At 68.7% G+C, this 17,442-nt stretch carries 16 protein-coding genes; 3 read left to right on the plus strand and 13 right to left on the minus strand.

From position 1 onward, the window contains the following. Positions 1–38 precede the first annotated feature (38 nt). The 3 genes from V7672_RS10535 (at position 39) to V7672_RS10545 (ending at position 5,217) form a co-directional block, all read left to right on the plus strand. Complete coding sequence (locus tag V7672_RS10535; RefSeq protein ID WP_442889269.1) at positions 39–1,175, plus strand: efflux RND transporter periplasmic adaptor subunit; 1,137 nt, start codon at positions 39–41, stop codon at positions 1,173–1,175. 10 nt (positions 1,176–1,185) lie between these two features. Then, entirely contained in the window at positions 1,186–4,338 is a 3,153-nt protein-coding gene (locus tag V7672_RS10540; RefSeq protein ID WP_335624549.1) for an efflux RND transporter permease subunit, read from the plus strand. 75 nt (positions 4,339–4,413) lie between these two features. Then, a complete protein-coding gene (locus V7672_RS10545) occupies positions 4,414–5,217 on the plus strand; it encodes a DUF1295 domain-containing protein (RefSeq protein WP_335624550.1) in 804 nt (267 codons plus the stop codon). Positions 5,218–5,307: 90 nt separating this feature from the next. Here V7672_RS10545 and V7672_RS10550 read toward each other — a convergent pair whose 3' ends face one another. The 13 genes from V7672_RS10550 to V7672_RS10610 all read right to left on the minus strand — a co-directional run bounded on the left by V7672_RS10550 (position 5,308) and on the right by V7672_RS10610 (position 17,360). After that, complete coding sequence (locus tag V7672_RS10550) at positions 5,308–5,586, minus strand: hypothetical protein (protein ID WP_335624551.1); 279 nt, start codon at positions 5,584–5,586, stop codon at positions 5,308–5,310. 73 nt (positions 5,587–5,659) lie between these two features. Next, the gene (gene glk / locus V7672_RS10555; RefSeq protein ID WP_335624552.1) at positions 5,660–6,628 is read right to left on the minus strand and encodes a glucokinase; all 969 of its coding nucleotides are present in this window, start codon (positions 6,626–6,628) and stop codon (positions 5,660–5,662) included. Then, positions 6,629–8,524 carry a phosphogluconate dehydratase gene (gene edd / locus V7672_RS10560; RefSeq protein WP_335624553.1) on the minus strand — a complete coding sequence of 632 codons (1,896 nt, stop codon included), beginning with the start codon at positions 8,522–8,524 and terminating at the stop codon, positions 6,629–6,631. Next, complete coding sequence (pgl, locus tag V7672_RS10565) at positions 8,521–9,231, minus strand: 6-phosphogluconolactonase (RefSeq protein ID WP_335624554.1); 711 nt, start codon at positions 9,229–9,231, stop codon at positions 8,521–8,523. The genes edd and pgl overlap by 4 nt, the downstream gene beginning before the upstream one ends. Beyond that, positions 9,221–10,660, minus strand: coding sequence for a glucose-6-phosphate dehydrogenase (gene zwf, locus V7672_RS10570; RefSeq protein WP_335624555.1), 1,440 nt, complete (start codon positions 10,658–10,660; stop codon positions 9,221–9,223). Before zwf ends, pgl begins: the two co-directional genes overlap by 11 nt. A gap of 50 nt (positions 10,661–10,710) precedes the next feature. Continuing rightward, positions 10,711–11,337, minus strand: coding sequence for a bifunctional phosphoribosyl-AMP cyclohydrolase/phosphoribosyl-ATP diphosphatase HisIE (gene hisIE, locus V7672_RS10575; protein WP_335624556.1), 627 nt, complete (start codon positions 11,335–11,337; stop codon positions 10,711–10,713). Continuing rightward, positions 11,334–12,101, minus strand: coding sequence for an imidazole glycerol phosphate synthase subunit HisF (hisF, locus tag V7672_RS10580; RefSeq protein ID WP_335624557.1), 768 nt, complete (start codon positions 12,099–12,101; stop codon positions 11,334–11,336). The genes hisIE and hisF overlap by 4 nt, the downstream gene beginning before the upstream one ends. After that, positions 12,098–12,829: a 1-(5-phosphoribosyl)-5-[(5-phosphoribosylamino)methylideneamino]imidazole-4-carboxamide isomerase gene (gene hisA / locus V7672_RS10585; protein ID WP_335624558.1), complete on the minus strand. Its 732-nt coding sequence runs from the start codon at positions 12,827–12,829 to the stop codon at positions 12,098–12,100. The genes hisF and hisA overlap by 4 nt, the downstream gene beginning before the upstream one ends. After that, a complete protein-coding gene (gene hisH, locus V7672_RS10590) occupies positions 12,826–13,425 on the minus strand; it encodes an imidazole glycerol phosphate synthase subunit HisH (RefSeq protein WP_335624559.1) in 600 nt (199 codons plus the stop codon). Before hisH ends, hisA begins: the two co-directional genes overlap by 4 nt. Beyond that, entirely contained in the window at positions 13,422–14,858 is a 1,437-nt protein-coding gene (hisB, locus tag V7672_RS10595) for an imidazoleglycerol-phosphate dehydratase HisB (RefSeq protein WP_335624560.1), read from the minus strand. The genes hisH and hisB overlap by 4 nt, the downstream gene beginning before the upstream one ends. Beyond that, the gene (gene hisD / locus V7672_RS10600) at positions 14,855–16,162 is read right to left on the minus strand and encodes a histidinol dehydrogenase (RefSeq protein WP_335624561.1); all 1,308 of its coding nucleotides are present in this window, start codon (positions 16,160–16,162) and stop codon (positions 14,855–14,857) included. Before hisD ends, hisB begins: the two co-directional genes overlap by 4 nt. Continuing rightward, positions 16,162–17,043 (minus strand): ATP phosphoribosyltransferase, encoded by an 882-nt coding sequence (hisG, locus tag V7672_RS10605; protein ID WP_335624562.1) that lies wholly within the window; start codon positions 17,041–17,043, stop codon positions 16,162–16,164. Before hisG ends, hisD begins: the two co-directional genes overlap by 1 nt. After that, on the minus strand, positions 17,040–17,360 hold the full coding sequence (locus V7672_RS10610; RefSeq protein ID WP_335624563.1) for a YerC/YecD family TrpR-related protein: 321 nt from the start codon (positions 17,358–17,360) through the stop codon (positions 17,040–17,042). Before V7672_RS10610 ends, hisG begins: the two co-directional genes overlap by 4 nt. Positions 17,361–17,442 lie beyond the last annotated feature (82 nt).

Genomic DNA, 17,442 nt, shown 5'->3' on the forward strand with positions numbered 1-17,442 from the left:
CAGCGGGACGATAGAGGCCGGAACCACGCACAGGGGATATGGACGTGAGATCAATGCTGAAGCCGGTGGTTGCTGCCTTCGCAATGCTTGGGCTGGCGGTTCTGGCAAGCTGTTCCGGCCACAGCGAGGACGACAAGGCCGGCGTCGAGCCGGCCGCTGGCCAGACCGTGACCGTGGCGACGGTCCAGAGCGTTGATCTGGCGCGGACCCTGACCGTCTCGGGCACCATCTCGGCGTGGGAAGAGGTGCCGGTCGGCGCCGAAACCGGCGGGCTGGTGGCAACCGCCGTCTATGTCGACGAGGGCAGCTATGTCCGGCAGGGCCAGGCCATGGTCAAGCTGAACGACGATGTGCTGCGCGCCCAGCTGGCCCAGCAGGACGCCTCGGTGAAATCCGCGGAAGCCCTTGTGGCGCAGCAGGATGCCGCACTGGACCGGGCCCGCGAGCTGCGCGAGCGCGGCTATCTCAGTCAGGCCGGGCTGGACACAGCCGAGGCCAATCAACGCACGGCCGCGGCCCAATTGGACGCCGCCCGCGCGGCGCGGTCGGAAACGGCGACGCGTCTGGCCCAGACCACTATCCGGGCCCCCGTCTCGGGTCGGGTGATCAGCCGCAGCGTCACGCGGGGTCAGATCGTCCAGCCGGGCACGGAGCTGTTCCGCGTCGTGCGCGACGGGCGTCTGGAACTGGATGCCCAGGTGCCGGAATCCGATCTGTCGCTGGTGCGCTCCGGCATGACCGCCGTTGTCACCTCCGACCGGGCCAACGGTCCGACCGGCGGTCGGGTGCGGATCGTGACGCCCGAGGTCGATCCCCAGACGCGTCTGGGCGTGGCGCGCATCGCGCTCAACAGTGGCAGCGAGTTGAAGACCGGCATGTTCGCCCGGGCCGAGATCGCCCTGGGTCAGCTGCCGGCCCTGGTCGTGCCCTCCGAGGCGGTGATCTACCGCGAGGGTGAAGCCGGGGTCTATGTCGTGGGCAGCGACTCCACCGTCCGCTTTGTCGAGGTGAGAACCGGTGCGCGCGAGGGACCGAATGTGGCCATCGACAGCGGGCTCGAGGCCGGCCAGCGGGTGGTGGTCAAGGGCGCGGGCTTCCTCGGCGACGGCGACCGGGTGACGGTGGCACCGGCGACCCCGGCGGCGCCGGCCGCTCCCCCCGCGTCCGCAAGCTGAGACCGGCCCGATGAACTTCAACAATATTTCGGCGGCCTCGATCCGGAACCCGATCCCGGTGGTGCTGCTGTTCATCATCCTGACGGTCGCCGGGGTGCTGAGCTATTTCAAACTGCCGACGAACAATTTCCCCAACGTTGACCTGCCGATCGTGGCGGTCACGGTCGTCCAGTCGGGCGCGGCGCCGACCGAGCTGGAAACCCAGGTGACGCGTCTGGTTGAGGATGCGGTCGCGGGCCTCGGCGAGGTCGATGATATCAGCTCGACCGTGAATGACTCTGTATCGACGACGGCCATCACCTTCCAGCTCGGTGTCGACCTGGAGAAGGCGACCAATGATGTGCGCAACGCCATCGCAGGCATTCGCCAGAACCTGCCGTCGGATGTGCAAGAGCCGATTGTCCAGCGCATCGAATTCACCCAACAGCCGATCGCCACCTATGTGGTCCGCGCGCCTGGCATGAACCCCGAGGAGTTGAGCTGGTTCGTCGACAACACCGTCGCCAAGCGACTGCTCTCGATCGAGGGCGTCAGCCAGATCAGTCGCGATGGGGGCGTCAGCCGCGAGATCCGCATCAAGCTGGACCCCGCCAAGCTGGCGGCCCAGGGGGTGACGGCGGCGGCGGTGTCGAACCAGCTGCGGGCGTCCAACATCAACCTGCCCGGCGGCCGCGGCCAGATCGGCGGCGAGGAGCAGGCGATCCGGACGGTCGGTTCGGCCGGGTCTGTCGAGGATCTGCGTGAGACACGGATTCCGGTCGGAGGGCGCTCGGTGCGTCTCGGCGATCTGGGCGAAGTGGTCGACGAATGGTCCGAGCCGCGCGGGCGCGCGCGCTACAACGGGGCCGAGGTTGTCGGCTTCAGCATCAGTCGCTCGAAAGGCTCGTCCGAACTGGACGTCTACGAGTCCACCCAGGCCGCGATCGAGGCGCTGGATGAGGAACTCGACAATGTCACCATCGAGGAGGTGACCAACACCACCTCGGACGTGATCAACAATTTCCACGCCTCGGTCGAGGCGCTGTTGCTGGGCGCCGGCCTGGCCGTGCTGGTGGTGTTCATCTTCCTGCGCGACTGGCGGGCCACGCTGATCGCCGCCGTGGCCATGCCCATGTCCTTGATCCCGACCTTCTGGATCATGGACCTGACCGGTCAGTCCCTGAATGTGGTGACCCTGCTGGCCCTGTCGCTGACCATCGGCATTCTGGTCGATGACGCCATCGTCGAGATCGAGAACATCGTCCGGCACATCCGCGACGGCAAGGCCCCCTATCCCGCGGCCATCGAGGCGGCGGATGAAATCGGTCTTGCGGTCATCGCGACCACGGCGACCCTGCTGGCGGTGTTCGCGCCGACCGGCTTCATGCCGGGCGTCGTGGGGCAGTTCTTCAAGAGTTTTGCCATCGCCACCTGCGTCAGCGTCTTCTTCTCGCTGGTCGTGGCGCGCACGCTCACCCCGCTGATGGGCGCCTATATGTTGAAGCGCGACCAGGGCAAGGAGCATGGTGATCCGGCCTGGATGAAGGGCTATCTGCGTGTTCTCGACTGGGCGCTGAACGACTTCCGCAAAGGGGGCGACGATCCACGCGGTCGGTTTGCCCATCGCGTGGTGCGGCGGCGCAACGACCACCGTCTGTGGGTCATGGGCGGCGGCGGCCTGTTCCTGATCGGCTCACTCTTCCTGGCCATGCAGCTCCCGTTCGAATTCATCCCGGCCGAGGATGTCTCGCGCTCGAGCATCAGCATCCAGCTGCCGCCCGGCTCGACCCTCACCGAAACGGACTCCGTTGTTCAACGGGTGAACACGGCGCTGCTGGAACGGCCCGAGGTTCGGTCGGTCTATTCCTCGGTGGGCTCGGCCTCGGTCAGTTTCGGACCGGGCGGCGGCGGATCGGCGGCCGAGGTTCGCTCGGCCAACATCACCGTCAATCTGGTCAAACGCAGCGAGCGCTCGCTGCGTCAGCAGGCGTTTGAGCAGGAAATGGGCCCGGTGTTGCGCGCCATTCCGGGCGCCCGCGTCCAGTTCGGTGCCGATGGTCAGGGCAGCCAAGTGTCGATCCAGCTGGTCGGCGATGACGGCGATACCCTGGAAGAAGCGGCGGCGGCGGTTGAGCGTCAGATGCGGGAGATCCCCGGTCTGACCAACGTCATCTCGTCTGCCGCCCTTGTACGTCCCGAGATCCTCATCACACCCAAGGCCGAAGTCGCGGCCCTGCAGGGTGTGGCTTCGGCAGACATCAGTTCGGTCGCCCGGGTGGCGACGCTCGGCGACGCCGATCAGCTGCTGCCCAAATTCAATCTCGGTGACCGGCAGATCCCGATCCGGGTCATGCTGCGCGAGGAAGCCCGCAGCGATCTGGGCATTCTGGAAAACCTGCGCGTGCCGACGGCGTCCGGTGCCTCAGTACCCCTGACGTCGGTGGCCGATATCTCTTTCGGGGCCGGGCCCAACCAGATCAGCCGCCTTGACCGCAAGCGGGTCGCGACCCTGACGGCCGAGCTTAACGGCATCACGCTTGGTCAGGCGTCCGAGCGGGTCGATGCTCTGCCGGCCATGAAGAACCTCCCCGAGGGTGTATCCCAGGCGGTGTCGGGGGAGCTGGAGAACCTGCAGGAGACGGGCATCGGCTTCATGTTCGCCATCGTGACCGGCATCCTGCTGATGTACGTCGTGCTGGTGCTGCTGTTCCGCAGCTTCTTCCACCCGATCACCATTCTGGCGGCGCTGCCCGTGTCATTCGGCGGGGCCTTCTTCCTGCTGCTGGTGACGGGCAAGTCGCTGTCGATGCCGGCCCTGATCGGCATCATCATGCTGACCGGCATCGCGGCCAAGAACTCCATCCTGCTGGTCGACTATGCCATCATCGCCATGAAGGACGGGATGGACCGTCGCGCGGCGATTCTGGATGCCGCGCACAAGCGGGCCCGGCCGATCATCATGACCACCCTGGCCATGGGTCTGGGCATGCTGCCGATCGCCCTGGCGTTCGGCGAGGGCACCGAGTTCCGCAGCCCGATGGCGGTCGCCGTGATCGGGGGGCTGATCACCTCGACGGCCCTGTCGCTGATCTTCATCCCGGCCGCCTTCAGCCTGATCGACGGCGTGAAGACGCGGCTGGAGCGCCGGCTGGAACGGACCTTCGGATCGCAGCATCACGAGTGAGGGTTGCCCGGGCGGGCATCCCGGGGACAGGGTTCAACGTATAAGGGACTGTCCCCTGCTATCGGAGCCTTGCCCATGACCCTGACCGAGATCGCCTGGCTGCTGGGCGTCAATCTGGCCCTGATCCTCGGCGTCATGAGCCTTCTGTGGCTGGTGGCGGTGAGGATCCGCGATGTCAGCTTCATCGACGCGGTCTGGCCGCTGGCCATGCTGTTCCTCGCGCTGGTGACCTGGCCCCGGACGGAGGGCGACGCCCTGCGGTCTGCCCTGCTGGTCGGGCTGTGCGGCCTGTGGGCGGTGAGGCTGGGTCTGCACCTGTTCCTGCGCTGGCGGGCCCATGGCGAGGACCGCCGCTATGCCGATCTGATTGGCCGCCAGACGAAGACGGGCAAGAGCTGGCCGATGGTCGCGCTGCTGTTCGTCTTCCTGCCGCAGGGAGGGCTGGCCTGGCTGACGTCGCTTCCGGTGCAGTTGGGTCAGGTGGCCGATACGCCGCCGGTCGGCGGGCTGGGCTGGGCCGGGGTGGCCCTGTTCGCCGTCGGTCTGGTGTTCGAGACGGTGGGCGATGCCCAACTGGCGGCCTTCCGCCGGGATCCCTCGACCAAGGGCAAGGTGCTGGACACCGGCCTGTGGCGCTACACCCGCCACCCCAACTATTTCGGCGACGCCTGTGTCTGGTGGGGCCTCTATCTGATCGCGGCCGAGACAGGGCCGGGCCTGGCCTCGATCCTCGGGCCGGTCTTCCTGACCTTTACCCTCACCAAATGGTCCGGCATCGGGATTACGGAAAAGTCGATCCACAGTTCGCGGCCCGGCTATGCCGACTATGTGCGCCGCACCAGCGCCTTCATCCCTTGGCCGCCGAAGCGGGCCGGATAGGGCACAGAAAAAAGGCCCCGCCGGGGGGATGGCGGGGCCTTTCCTTCCGAAGGATGACCGGAGGCATGACCCCCCGGCAGGTCGGAGCTGTTACTGCGCGGGCGCAGTGTCTTCGGCGGCTTCCTCGACCGCATCGGCGCGCTGCTCGGCCGATTCCTCGACGGCGTCGGCCCGGTCGTTCAGGGCGTCACGTTCGGCGTCGGTGGTGGCCTGGTCGGCGGCGTTTTCCAGCTGGGTCGATTCGACCTCGGCTTGCGCCTCGATGGCGTCAGCCTGGGCGTCCGCTTCCTTTTCGGCAGCGGTTTCATTGCAGGCAGCCACGCCCATCAGGGCGATAGCGGACACGGAGGCGATGATCAGTTTACGCATGAGAAGTCCCTTCCTCGGTTGAGACACCCAAACGCCGGAATGTGGCAAAGGGTTCACGCGGACGTGATGACAATCAGTCGTTGCGACAGGCGACCTGGGCTGCCCCCAGCAGGGCCGCCTGTTTGTGCAGGACCACCCAGGTCGGAATGGCCTGCATATAGGGGGTAAAGCGCCCCTTCTGCTCGAACCGTTCGCGGAAGGGGCTGGCCTTCAGGAAGTCGAGAATGCGCGGCGCGATGCCGCCCGCGATATAGACGCCGCCGCGTGCACCCGTAGTCAGGGCCACGTCCCCGGCGACCGAGCCGAGGATGGCGCAGAAGCGGGCCAGCGTCGCCCCGCACGGGCTGCGCGGATCGGCCAGGGCATCGCGGGTGATCTCTGCCGGATCGTCGATGGAGGTCGGGCGTCCGTCGATCTCGGCCAGCGCCCGGTGCAGATTGACCAGCCCCGGCCCGCAGATCAGGCGCTCGATCGACACCCGGGTGTAGCGCCGCCGCAGAATGCGCAGCACCTCGTCCTCGATGGCGTCGGACGGCGGAAAGTCGACATGGCCGCCTTCGGAGGCCAGCGCCACGGCCGAGCCCCATCGGTCGCGCGCGAGGGCCGAGACGCCGAAGCCCGTGCCGGGTCCCAGCACGGCGAGGGTCTGCAGGGGATCGCCGGTTTCCGGCCCCCCCAGATGCGACAGGTCGTCCCCGCCGATCAGGGGCGCGGCCCAGGCCAGGGCCTCGAAGTCGTTGATCAGCCGGATGGGGCCGACGCCCAGGCTGGCCAGTTCGCCCTCTGACACGCGCCAGGGGGAATTGGTCAGATCGATGAAGCCGTCGGTGACCGGCCCGGCCACGGCGATGGCGCCGCCGTTCGGGCGCTCGTCACACCCTTCGAGAAAGGCCCGCACGCCATCCAGAAAGGTCGGATGGTCCTCGGCCGGAAAGCTCGCGTGGTGCTCGACGCGCGGCATGCCGTCGACCATGCGCGACAGGGCAAAGCGGGCATTGGTGCCGCCGACATCGCCGACCAGGTGAAGGGGGGCGTTGCTCATTCAGGCGTCCATGGTGCGGTCGACCACATTGGGGTCCGGGGGGGTGTCTGTGCCGGGCGGTCCGGCCGGCGGCTGGGCAAAGCAGATCGAGGCGCCTTCCTCGGCCGAGCTGACCGCATCGCGGAAGGCGCCGAACAACTCGCGTCCATAGCCCCATGAATGGGTCTGAAGGTGACCCTCGGCGCGCGGGGCACAGGGGCGGTCGGCAAAGTCCGGCACGCCGACGACGGTCAGCACACCTTGGTCGGGGTCCAGCCGGAGAATATCGCCGTCGCGCACCCGGGCGATCGACCCGCCGTCCAGCGCTTCGGGACTGAGGTGGATGGCCGCCGGCGTCTTGCCCGAGGCCCCGGACATGCGGCCGTCGGTGACAAAGGCGACCTTGAAGCCGCGATCCTGCAGCACGCTGAGCGCCGGTGACAGGCTGTGCAGTTCGGGCATGCCGTTCGACTTGGGCCCCTGAAAGCGGAGCACGACGATGACGTCGCGATTGAGCTTGCCCTCGTTGAAGGCCTCCAGGGCGGCTTCCTGGCTGTCGAAGACAGCGGCGGGGGCCTCGACCACCCGGTGCTCGGGCTTGACCGCCGAGACCTTGATGACGGCCCGGCCCAGTTCGCCGTGCACCAGCCTGAGACCACCGTCCTTCTGGAACGGGTCCGAGACGGGGCGCAGAATGTCCGTGTCCAGACTTTCGGAGACACCGTCACGCCAGACCAGCCGGCCGTCTTCGTCCAGAACGGGCTCCTGATAATAGGCCTCCAGCCCGTCGCCCATGACGGTGGTGACGTCGGTGTGCAGGTGGCCGGCATTGGCCAGCTCGCGCACCACGAAGGCCACGCCGCCGGCCGCCTGGAAGGCGTTCACATCGGCCGAGCCGTTCGGATAGACGCGTGCCAGCAGCGGGGTGGCACTGCTCAGTTCGTCCATGTCGGTCCAGTCGATCAGCACCCCGGCTGACCGGGCCATGGCAACCAGATGGATGGCGTGGTTGGTCGAGCCACCCGTGGCCAGCAGGGCGATGATGGCGTTGACGATCGACTTCTCGTCGACCACGCGGCTCATCCGGCCCTCGCCCGAGCGGGCCAGTTCGACCGCCCGCCTCGCCGCCGCCGCCGTCAAGGCGTCCCTGAGGCCGGTGTCGGGGTGGACAAAGGCCGTGGACGGAAGGTGCAGGCCGATCACCTCCATCATCATCTGGTTGGAATTGGCCGTGCCGTAGAAGGTGCAGGTGCCCGGCGAGTGATAGCTGGCCACCTCGCTCTCCAGCAGGGTCGCGCGGTCCACCTTGTTCTGGGCATAGAGGGCGCGCACCCGGGCCTTTTCGGCATTGGGAATACCGCTGGGCATGGGACCGGCGGGCGCAAAAACGACCGGCAGATGGCCGAACGCCAGCGAGCCCATGAACAGGCCGGGCACGATCTTGTCGCAGACGCCGAGGCAGAGGGCCGCGTCGAACGCGTCATGGGTGAGGGCGATGGCGGTCGACATGGCGATCAGGTCGCGGCTGAACAGCGACAGTTCCATGCCCGGCCGGCCCTGGGTTACCCCATCGCACATGGCGGGCGTGCCCCCCGCAACCTGGGCTGTGGCATTGACCTCCCGCACCGCCTGACGGACGACCTCGGGGAAGCGCTCGAACGGCTGGTGCGCCGACAGCATGTCATTGTAGGCGGTGACGATGCCGAGGTTCGGCTGGCTGCCCGACATGGCGTTCAGCTTGTCCTTGACCGGCGCGCCGGCAAAGGCGTGGGCCCAGTTGGCGCAGCTGAGCTTGGCGCGCCCCGGCCGGTTGGTCGCGGCGTCGTCCATGCGACGCAGATAGTCGGCGCGCGTCTCGCGGCTGCGGGCGATGATGCGGTCCGTGACCGCGCGGATCGTGGGATGGAGGTCGGTCATTCAGACTGTTCCGTCCAGAGGACTTGCAGGTGGGGGATGTGGGCGGCGAGCGCCGCGACGGGAACCAGGGCCGGGTCGCTCATGACCTGATCCTCGAACACCTTGCGCTTGGCCGAGCCGGTCAGGGCCATGACGACGGTTCCGCAGGCCATCAGCCAGGGCAGGTTCATCGACAGGCGTTCGCGGCTGGGCGCCATACCGTCGCGGCCCGCCGGGACGCCGAATATGGCCGGCGTCAGGGTCGGGATCAGCAAGGCTTTGAGCGTCGGGCTTTGCGGGAACATCGACAGGATGTGCCCGTCCTCGCCCATGCCCAGCAGGGCGGCATCCAGCCGATCGGTCTGGCCGGCCAGGGCCTGGGTGGCGACGGCGGCGGCCCGATCAACCGTGACGGCCGGGCTGTAGAGCGGGATGAAGTCGGCCTTGCCGGGGCCGACCGGCAGGCTGGTCTTCAGCAGGGTCGCGTTCGACTCGGGCGAGTTCTCCGGCACATGGCGTTCGTCCACCAGGGTGACGGTGACCCGGCTCCAGTCCAGATCGGCCTCGCGCATGGCGGCATAGACCGGACCGGGGGTCGATCCACCCGAGCCCGCGAAGAAGGCACGCGGACGCTCGGTCAGGGCGCCTGCCAGGGCGTCGGTCATCCGCTCGGCGCAGGCCGCGGCCCATTTCGCGGGCGAGGCAAAGGTTTCGATCTCAACGCTCATGACTGTTCCATCGGCGGCCGGTGCGGGACAGCAGCAGGTCGCCGCTCTCGGGGCCCCAGCTGCCGGTGCCATAGGGGTCGACCGTCATGGCCGCGCCCTCCCAGGCGTCCGAGACCTCGTCGACCCATTTCCAGGCCTGTTCCGCCTCGTCGCGCCGGACGAACAGCGTCGAGTCACCCGACATCGCGTCCAGCAGCAGCCGCTCATAGGCGATGCGACGGCGGGGCGGGGTGGCCTTGCGGTCATTATGGCCCCACGACAGGCTCATGGTGATGGGCTGTAGCTGCATGCGTTGATCCAGCCCCGGTTGCTTGTTCATCACCTCAAGGGAAATGTCCTCGTCCGGCTGAAGTTCAATAATCATACGGTTGGGCTGGATGGCGCTGCGATAGCCCGTGCCGTCCCGCCCGAAGATCGAATGCGGCACCGGCTTGAACTGGATGACGATCTCGGTGCGCTTTTCAGCCATGCATTTGCCGGTCCGCATGAAGAAGGGCACGCCCGCCCAGCGCCAGTTGTCGATGTCGGCCCGGATGGCGACGAAGGTCTCGGTGTCGGTCGGGGCGCCCCGCTCGGTCAGATAATCCGGGTACTGACCGCGCGCCGTGACGCGCGTCACCTCTTCTGTCGTAATGGGCCTGAGGCTGCGCAGTACCTTGACCTTTTCATTGCGAACCGAGTCCGCATCGATGTCGGAGGGCGGCTCCATGGCGACCAGGCACAGCAGCTGCAGCATGTGGTTCTGCAGCATGTCGCGCAATGCGCCGTACTCGTCATAATAGGGCCAGCGGTCCCCCACCCCGACGGTCTCGGCCACGGTGATCTGCACATGGTCGATGGTCAGATTGTTCCACAGCGGCTCGAAGATGGTGTTGCCGAAACGCAGTGCGATCAGGTTCTGGACCGTCTCCTTGCCCAGGTAGTGGTCGATGCGGAACACCTGGCTCTCGTCGAACACGGCCGAGACGGCATCGTCGATCTCGCGGAAGCTCTCCAGATCGCGACCGACCGGCTTTTCCAGCACGATGCGGGTGTCCGGCCCGGCCAGCCCTGCGGCGTGCATGGCCGGGACGATCCGGCCGTAGAGTGAGGGCGACACGGCCATGAAAGCGGTTACAGACCCGTCCCCGGTTTTCGTCTTCAGCGCCTTCAGCTCATCCGCGCTGGTCGCGTCCAGCGCCAAATAGTCCAGCCGGGCGGCCAGGCGGGTCCAGGTGTCTTCCGACCAGGCCTCGTCAGAGGTCGCGCGGGGTTCGACCGAGGCCTTGACCCGGGCGACATAGTCCTCCCGCGTTTCGTCCGAGCGGGCGGCGGCGATAATCTTCAGCTCGGGATCCAGCAGACCGTCGTGGTCGAGGAAATAGAGCGACGGCAGCAGCATGCGCAGCGCCAGATCGCCACCTCCGCCGAACAGTATCAGGGCCGACATTCGCCTCTCCGTCTCTTCGTCCGGGCGCTCCGGCCAGAGGCGGCGCGCCGTCAGTCAGGGTTCTTGGCCGGTTCGGCCCGCCGGGCCAACACGTTGAGCACGTCCTGAAACACCATGTGACGCGTCTTGAGCAGAACGAACAGGTGATAGATGAGGTCCGCCGCCTCATTCGCAAGCTCTTCTGTGTCGCCTGCGGCCCCCGCCAGCGCGGTTTCCACGCCCTCTTCCCCGACCTTTTGCGCGGCGCGCTTGGGGCCCTCGGCCATCAGGCGGGCGGTCCAGCTGGTCTCGGGATCGGCGTCGGCGCGCGCGGCGATGGTCGCCTCCAGCCGGCCGAGGCGGCCCAGCCCCGGGGCATCCTCCTCTCCGAAGCAACTGATGCGATTGAGGTGGCAGGCATTGCCGACCGGCCGCACCTTGAGCACGAGGGCATCGCCGTCGCAGTCGGGGGTAAGCGAGACGACATGCAGGCGGTCGCCCGAGGTCTCGCCCTTGCGCCAACGCCCGCCGCGCGACCGCGAGAAGAAGGTGGCCTCGCCGCTGACCTGCGTTTCCTCCAGGGCGTCGCGATCCATATAGGCCAGGGTCAGGACCTGAAGCGTCGCCGCGTCCTGCACCACCACCGGAATCAGGCCGCCGCCCTTTTCGAAGTCCAGCGTCTCGGGATTGAGGGTCACAGCCTGATCTCCTGTCCGGCGTCGGCGAGATAGCGTTTGAGGTCGGGGATGGCGATGGCCCCGGTGTGGAAGACGCTGGCGGCGAGGGCGCCCGAGACATCGGCCTGTTCGAACACATCGCGGAAATGGTCGGGCGCACCGGCCCCGCCCGAGGCGACCAGCGGAATGGTCAGCCGCTCGCGCGCGGCCTTCAGTTGGGCGATGTCATAGCCGTTGCGGACGCCGTCCTGGTCCATGACGTTCAGCACAATCTCGCCCGCGCCGAGGGCCTCGGCCTCGAGAATCCAGTCCAGGGTGCGGCGGCCCGTGCGCTTCGTGGCCGAGGGGTCGCCGGTGAACTGGTGCACCTGCCACTCGCCGTCGATGAGGCGGCTGTCGACGCCGACCACCACACACTGGCGGCCCAGCCGCTCGGCCATTTCGGTGATCAGGTCGGGACGCGCCAGCGCCCGCGAATTGACCGACACCTTGTCGGCCCCGTGGTCGAGACAGCGGGCGGCCTGATCGGCATCGGCGATGCCGCCCGCCACACAGAAGGGGATGTCCAGATCGCGCGCGATGTCGGCAATCCAGCCATAGTCGAGGGTGCGGCCCTCGGGGCTGGCCGTGATGTCGTAGAAGACCAGTTCATCGGCACCCTGATCGCGATAGCGCAGGGCCAGTTCGACCGCGTCGCCCATGTCGACGTGGCCCTCGAAGCGCACGCCCTTGACCACCCGACCGTCCTTGACGTCCAGACAGGGGATGATGCGTCGCGCGGTCATCGCACGGCCTCGAGCGCCTGTTCGACGGTGAAGCGGCCTTCATAGAGCGCGCGGCCGATGATGGCCCCGTCACAGCCCGCGTCGCGCGCCGCCGTCAGGTCGGAGGTCTGCGCCACCCCGCCCGAGGCCTGGACCTTCAGGTCCGGACGGCGCCGGACGATCTCGGCCAGCAGGTCGATATTGGGGCCGGTCAGGGCCCCGTCGCGACCGATGTCGGTGACCAGCAGGTGGCGGAAGACTCCTTCGGGATAGAGGTCAAGCACGGCCCACAGGTCCAGCGGTGCGGCCTCGGTCCAGCCCTTGAGTGCGGGCACGATGCCGTCGTCGGTGACGCGCACGTCCAGCGCCAGGGTCAGGGCCTCGGGCCCCAGATCCTCCAGCCAGCCGCGCACGGTGTCGGGCGTGGTGACGGCCAGCGAGCCGACCACCACCCGGGCCACTCCGGCCTCGCTCAGCCGCACGACATCCTCGCGCGTGCGCACCCCACCGCCGGACTGGATGCGGACCCGCCCGGTCCCGGCCAGGCGCGCCAGGGTCTCGTGCTGGACCGCGCGACCGGCCTCGGCGCCGTCCAGATCGACGATGTGGACCCAGTCGGCCCCGGCGTCGGCAAAGGCATTCAGGCGTGCGACCGGGTCGTCGTCATAGCGGGTCACCTGATCAAAGCGCCCGTGCATCAGCCGCACGCAGACGCCGTCCTTCAGGTCGATGGCGGGATAGAGGATCATGCGTCGATCGCCAGAAAGTTCGAGAGGATGCGGGCCCCGCTCGTCGACGACCGCTCGGGATGGAACTGGCAGCCCCAGCGGTTGCCCTGCCGGACCATGGCGGGGAAGGGGGGGCCGTGGCGGGCGCGGGCGAGCGTCGCCGGACCGTCGGGACAGGCAAAGCCGTGGACGAAATAGACGTAGGCGCCGTCCTCGACGCCCTCGGTGAGCGGATCGTCGGCCAGATCGGACAGGGCCGACCAGCCCATGTGCGGCACCGTCAGCCCGGGGCCGGGCGTGAGCGGGATCACCTGTCCGGGGATCAGGCCCAGCATCGGCACATCGCCCTCTGCGCTCGCTTCGAACAGCAGTTGCTGGCCCAGACACAGGCCGATCAGCGGGCGGGAAAAGGCGCGGATCGGATCGCTAAGCCCCAGCGCATCCAGCCGCCCCATGGCCCAGGCCGCTGCCCCCACGCCGGGCAGGACCAGCCGCTCGGCCGCGTAGATGCCCGCAGCGTCCGACACCCGGTGCACGCGTGCCCCCAGTCGCTCGAAGGCGAACTGCACCGAGGCCAGATTGCCCGCGCCGTAATCCAGAAGCGCAACCTCGGTCACAGCACCCCCTTGGTCGAGGGCACGGCGTCGCCCTCGATGCGGATCGCCTGACGCAGGGCGCGTCCGAAGGCCTTGTAGACGGCCTCGGTCTTGTGGTGGTCGTCCTCGCCGGTCACCGAGACGTGGATGGCAGCCCCCAGATGCTCGGCCAGCGAGCGGAACACATGAGCCGTCAGATCGGTGCGGTAGTCGCCGATGAAGGGGGTGGCGAATGTCCCCTCAAACACCGGATAGGGGCGGCCCGACAGGTCAATGGACACCGTCGCATTGGCCTCGTCCATCGGCAGGACGAAGCCATAGCGGGCGATGCCGCGCCGTTCGCCCAGCGCCTGTTTCAGGGCCTGACCGAGGGCGATGGCCGAGTCCTCAATCGTGTGGTGGGGGTCGGTGTGCAGATCGCCCTCACAGGCGAGACGCAGCGAAAAGCCGCCGTGGGCCGCGACCTGTTCCAGCATGTGGTCGAAGAAGCCGACGCCCGTGGTGATCGAGACCGGGCCGGTCGCGTCCAGGTCGATGGTGCAGACGATGCGGGTCTCCTTCGTATCGCGGACGGCCTGTCCGGTCCGGTTGGGACGGGCCTGCGCCGGGGCCAGATCCAGAGCGGCCAGCAGGCGGTCGTTGATGTCCGCGCGCGCCGACACCGGCAGGCGCAGCCGCTCGCCGGCCGTCTCCGCCGGAATGCCGAACCGGGCCAGCGCCGCCCGCACGGCGGCGGGATCAGTCGGGCGCACCATCAGCACCGGCCCGACGCCGGGCTCGACCGATATCTCACGGCCGAGCGCCTTCGTCAGCCGCGCCCGCTCTCGGACCGTGGCGGCGATACGCTCGCGCGTCTCGATCAGGCGCGACGGGTCGAGCGCCTGCAGGCCAAGGCGCACGCAGACCTCGGGCAGGGCATAGGGTTCGAGCACGGCGGCCAGCCGCTGCAGCGTTGCGGCCTGTCCCAGAGCGGCGCCGACGCGCGCGCCCGCCAGTCCGTAGGCGAGCGACAGGCTGCGCAGGACGACCAGATTGGCCTGATCGGCGACGACGGTTGCGGCGGAGGGGGTCTCGGCGAACTCGGCGAGGCCTTCGTCGACTACCAGCAGGGCCGGGGCCACGCGGGCCGCCATTTCGGCGACGGCCTCGGGCGAGCCGAGGGCGCGCACGATCACCACGCCGGGACGGGCCTCGGAACCCGGGCGGGCATAGAGGTCGGCCAGGGTCCGGAAGGGCTCGGCCTGCGGGGCCTCGACGGACTGTCCCGCGCGGGCGGCCAGCCGGAAGGCCAGCTCCAGCCCGTGGGTCACGCCCCGGACGGGCAGGACCTGATCGGGGTCGACGCCGTACAGCTCGGCCATGCGCGCGGCGAGGGCGCCGGGGCGTGCGGGATAGCGATCCAGTCCGTCGCCGCCACTGACCAGCGGGGCGAAGGGGGCGGGCAGGTTCTTCATGCGCCGGTCCTCAGATCCGCCGCGCGGGCGTGGGCTTCCAGACCCTCCAGCCGGGCCAGACGCGCGGCAACCGGGGCGAGGGCGGCGGCGCCCGCCTCGGAGACGGACTGCACCGACATCGAGGTCATGAAGCTGGCGGTGGTGATGCCGCCGAGCGTCCGCGCCCCGCCGTCGGTCGGCAGGACGTGGCTGGGCCCGGCCGCATAGTCGCCGAGGGTCTCGGCCGCCCAGGTGCCGACGAAGATGGCGCCTGCGGCGGTGATCCGATCGACCAGCTTTTCCGCATCCAGCGTCTGCAGCGCGAGGTGTTCGGGGCCGTACAGATTGGCGACCGCGCAGGCCTGCTCCAGATCGGCGACGCGAATGGCGCGACCCTCGGCCAGCGACCGGCGGGCGATGTCGGCGCGCGGCAGGGTCTGCAACTGGTCCTCGACCGCCTCGAGAATGGCGGCGATGGCGCCCCGGCTGTTCGACACCAGCAGCACCTGGGCGTCGGCATCGTGTTCAGCCTGGCTGAGCAGGTCGGCGGCGGCAATCTCCGGATCGGCGCTGGAATCAGCGATGACCATCAGTTCTGACGGCCCGGCCGGCATGTCGACCGCGGGTCCACCGGGCCGGGCGTTCGCCTGCTTCTTGGCTTCGGCGACCCAGGCATTGCCCGGGCCAAACAGTTTGTCGACGGGGGCGATTTCGCCATCGCCAAAGATCGCGCCGAAGGTCAGGGCTGCGATGGCCTGGGCCCCGCCGATCAGCCACATCGCGTCCAGCCCGGCCTCATCCGCCGCCACGATCATGGCCGGGTGGACGCCGCCGTCCTTGGCGGGCGGGGTCACGGCTACGCGGCGCGCAACGCCGGCGACGCCCGCCGGAATGGCCTGCATCAGCAGGGAGGAAAACAGCGGCGCGCTGCCGCCCGGGACATAGAGGCCCGCCGACGCGATGGGCCGCCACACCAGCCTGGATCGCACGCCGGGCGTGGTCTCGACCCAGTTCGTGTCGTCGGGCCGGGTGGCCTGATGGAAGATGCGGACATTCTCGGCGGCGATACGCAGGGCGCGGGTGTCGGCCGGCGGCAGGGCCGCGCGGGCCTCGCGCACGACATCGGGCGTGAGGGCGATGCGTCGGGGCGCGGCGCCGTCCAGCTTCAGGCTCCAGTCGGTCACGGCCGCCGCGCCGCGCGCCTGCACATCGTCGAAGATCGTGCGCACGGTGTCGCTGACGCGCGCTTCGGTGCGCTGCGCGGGGCGGGCGAGGGCCTCGCGTTGCTCGGGTGCGGACAGGGTCGTCCAGTCGATCTGGCGCATCACATCATCTTCTCGATGGGCAGGACCAGAATGGACGAGGCGCCCTCGGCCTTGAGCCGCTCCAGCGTCTCCCAGAAGACCGCTTCCTGACAGACGGCGTGGACCGCCACGGCATCATCGCGGCCCGACAACGGCATGACGGTCGGGGACTCCGAGCCCGGCAGCAGGGCGGTGATGCGGTCCAGCGCGGCGCGCGGCGCGTTCAGCATGACGTATTTGGCGTCCTGGGAAGCCACCACGCCGCCGATGCGCGTGATCAGGTTTTCGAGCAGGGGCTCCAGCGTGTCCTCGACCGGCTGGGGCGAACGGATCAGGACCGCCTGACTCTCGAACACCGTGTCCAGCGGCACCAGACCATTGGCCTCCAGCGTCGCGCCGGTCGACACCAGGTCACAGATGGCCGAGGCCAGCTTCAGCCGCGGGGCGACCTCGACCGCGCCGCGCATGGTGATCACCCCGGCCTCGACGCCGTTCTCGGCCAGCCAGCGGCCCAGGATGCGCGGATAGCTGGTCGCCAGCCGGAGGCCATTCAGCGAGGCCGGGCCGTCCCACGCCAGGCTCGCGGGCGCGGCGATCTTCAGCGTGCAGCGGCCAAAGCCCAGCGGCATGACCACCTCGGCCAGCGGGCCGCCGTTGCGCGCCTCTTCCAGCACATTCTCGCCGACAATGCCGAGGTCGCAGACGCCGTCGGCGACAAAGGTCGGGATGTCGTCGTCGCGGACGCGCAGCAGGTCGACCGGCGCATTCTCGACCTTGTAGAGCAGGTCATTGTTGCCCTTGATGACGCGGAGACCCGCATTGCGGATCAGGTCGAGGCTGCGCTCGGCCAGACGACCGGATTTCTGGACGGCGATACGAAGTCGCCCCTGAACCTTGCTCACGCGGATACTCCGGACTGTCGGTCAAGCACCAGGCGATAGCCCTGATGCGGCATTTCTCTGAGGAAGCGGGCCACGCGCACGACCGTGGTCGGGCTGGCCTGGGCCTCGGCGGCGATCTCGCGATACGACTTGCCGCCCGCGTCCAGCAGGCGCGCGACCTGCCAGCGCTCGGCAAAGGCGCGCACCTCGGCGGGCGTGCACAGGTCGGCGAGGAAGGCATCGACCTCCTCGCGCGACTTCAGACACAGCAGGGCGTCGTACAGGTCCAGCCGGCTGCGGGCCGCGACGGCGGCATTGGGGGGAAGGGCGTCGGTCATGGCGCGTTCCACTATGCTGTAACAGTGGAACGGTCAAGCGCTATCACCCCGCCTATGGTGCGACTGCCCATCGCAGCCTATG

Source organism: Brevundimonas sp. (assembly GCF_036963785.1).
Classification (GTDB): domain Bacteria; phylum Pseudomonadota; class Alphaproteobacteria; order Caulobacterales; family Caulobacteraceae; genus Brevundimonas.

Excerpts from the sequence above, each read along its gene's own strand:
- V7672_RS10535 (WP_442889269.1), top strand. The coding sequence starts at position 39 with ATGGACGTGAGATCAATGCTGAAGCCGGTGGTTGCTGCCTTCGCAATG.
- V7672_RS10610 (WP_335624563.1), bottom strand. The coding sequence starts at position 17,360 with ATGACCGACGCCCTTCCCCCCAATGCCGCCGTCGCGGCCCGCAGCCGG.
- edd (WP_335624553.1), bottom strand. The coding sequence starts at position 8,524 with ATGACCGACCTCCATCCCACGATCCGCGCGGTCACGGACCGCATCATC.
- V7672_RS10540 (WP_335624549.1), top strand. The coding sequence starts at position 1,186 with ATGAACTTCAACAATATTTCGGCGGCCTCGATCCGGAACCCGATCCCG.
- hisF (WP_335624557.1), bottom strand. The coding sequence starts at position 12,101 with ATGACCGCGCGACGCATCATCCCCTGTCTGGACGTCAAGGACGGTCGG.
- zwf (WP_335624555.1), bottom strand. The coding sequence starts at position 10,660 with ATGTCGGCCCTGATACTGTTCGGCGGAGGTGGCGATCTGGCGCTGCGC.
- pgl (WP_335624554.1), bottom strand. The coding sequence starts at position 9,231 with ATGAGCGTTGAGATCGAAACCTTTGCCTCGCCCGCGAAATGGGCCGCG.
- glk (WP_335624552.1), bottom strand. The coding sequence starts at position 6,628 with ATGAGCAACGCCCCCCTTCACCTGGTCGGCGATGTCGGCGGCACCAAT.
- hisB (WP_335624560.1), bottom strand. The coding sequence starts at position 14,858 with ATGAAGAACCTGCCCGCCCCCTTCGCCCCGCTGGTCAGTGGCGGCGAC.
- hisD (WP_335624561.1), bottom strand. The coding sequence starts at position 16,162 with ATGCGCCAGATCGACTGGACGACCCTGTCCGCACCCGAGCAACGCGAG.
- hisA (WP_335624558.1), bottom strand. The coding sequence starts at position 12,829 with ATGATCCTCTATCCCGCCATCGACCTGAAGGACGGCGTCTGCGTGCGG.
- V7672_RS10545 (WP_335624550.1), top strand. The coding sequence starts at position 4,414 with ATGACCCTGACCGAGATCGCCTGGCTGCTGGGCGTCAATCTGGCCCTG.
- V7672_RS10550 (WP_335624551.1), bottom strand. The coding sequence starts at position 5,586 with ATGCGTAAACTGATCATCGCCTCCGTGTCCGCTATCGCCCTGATGGGC.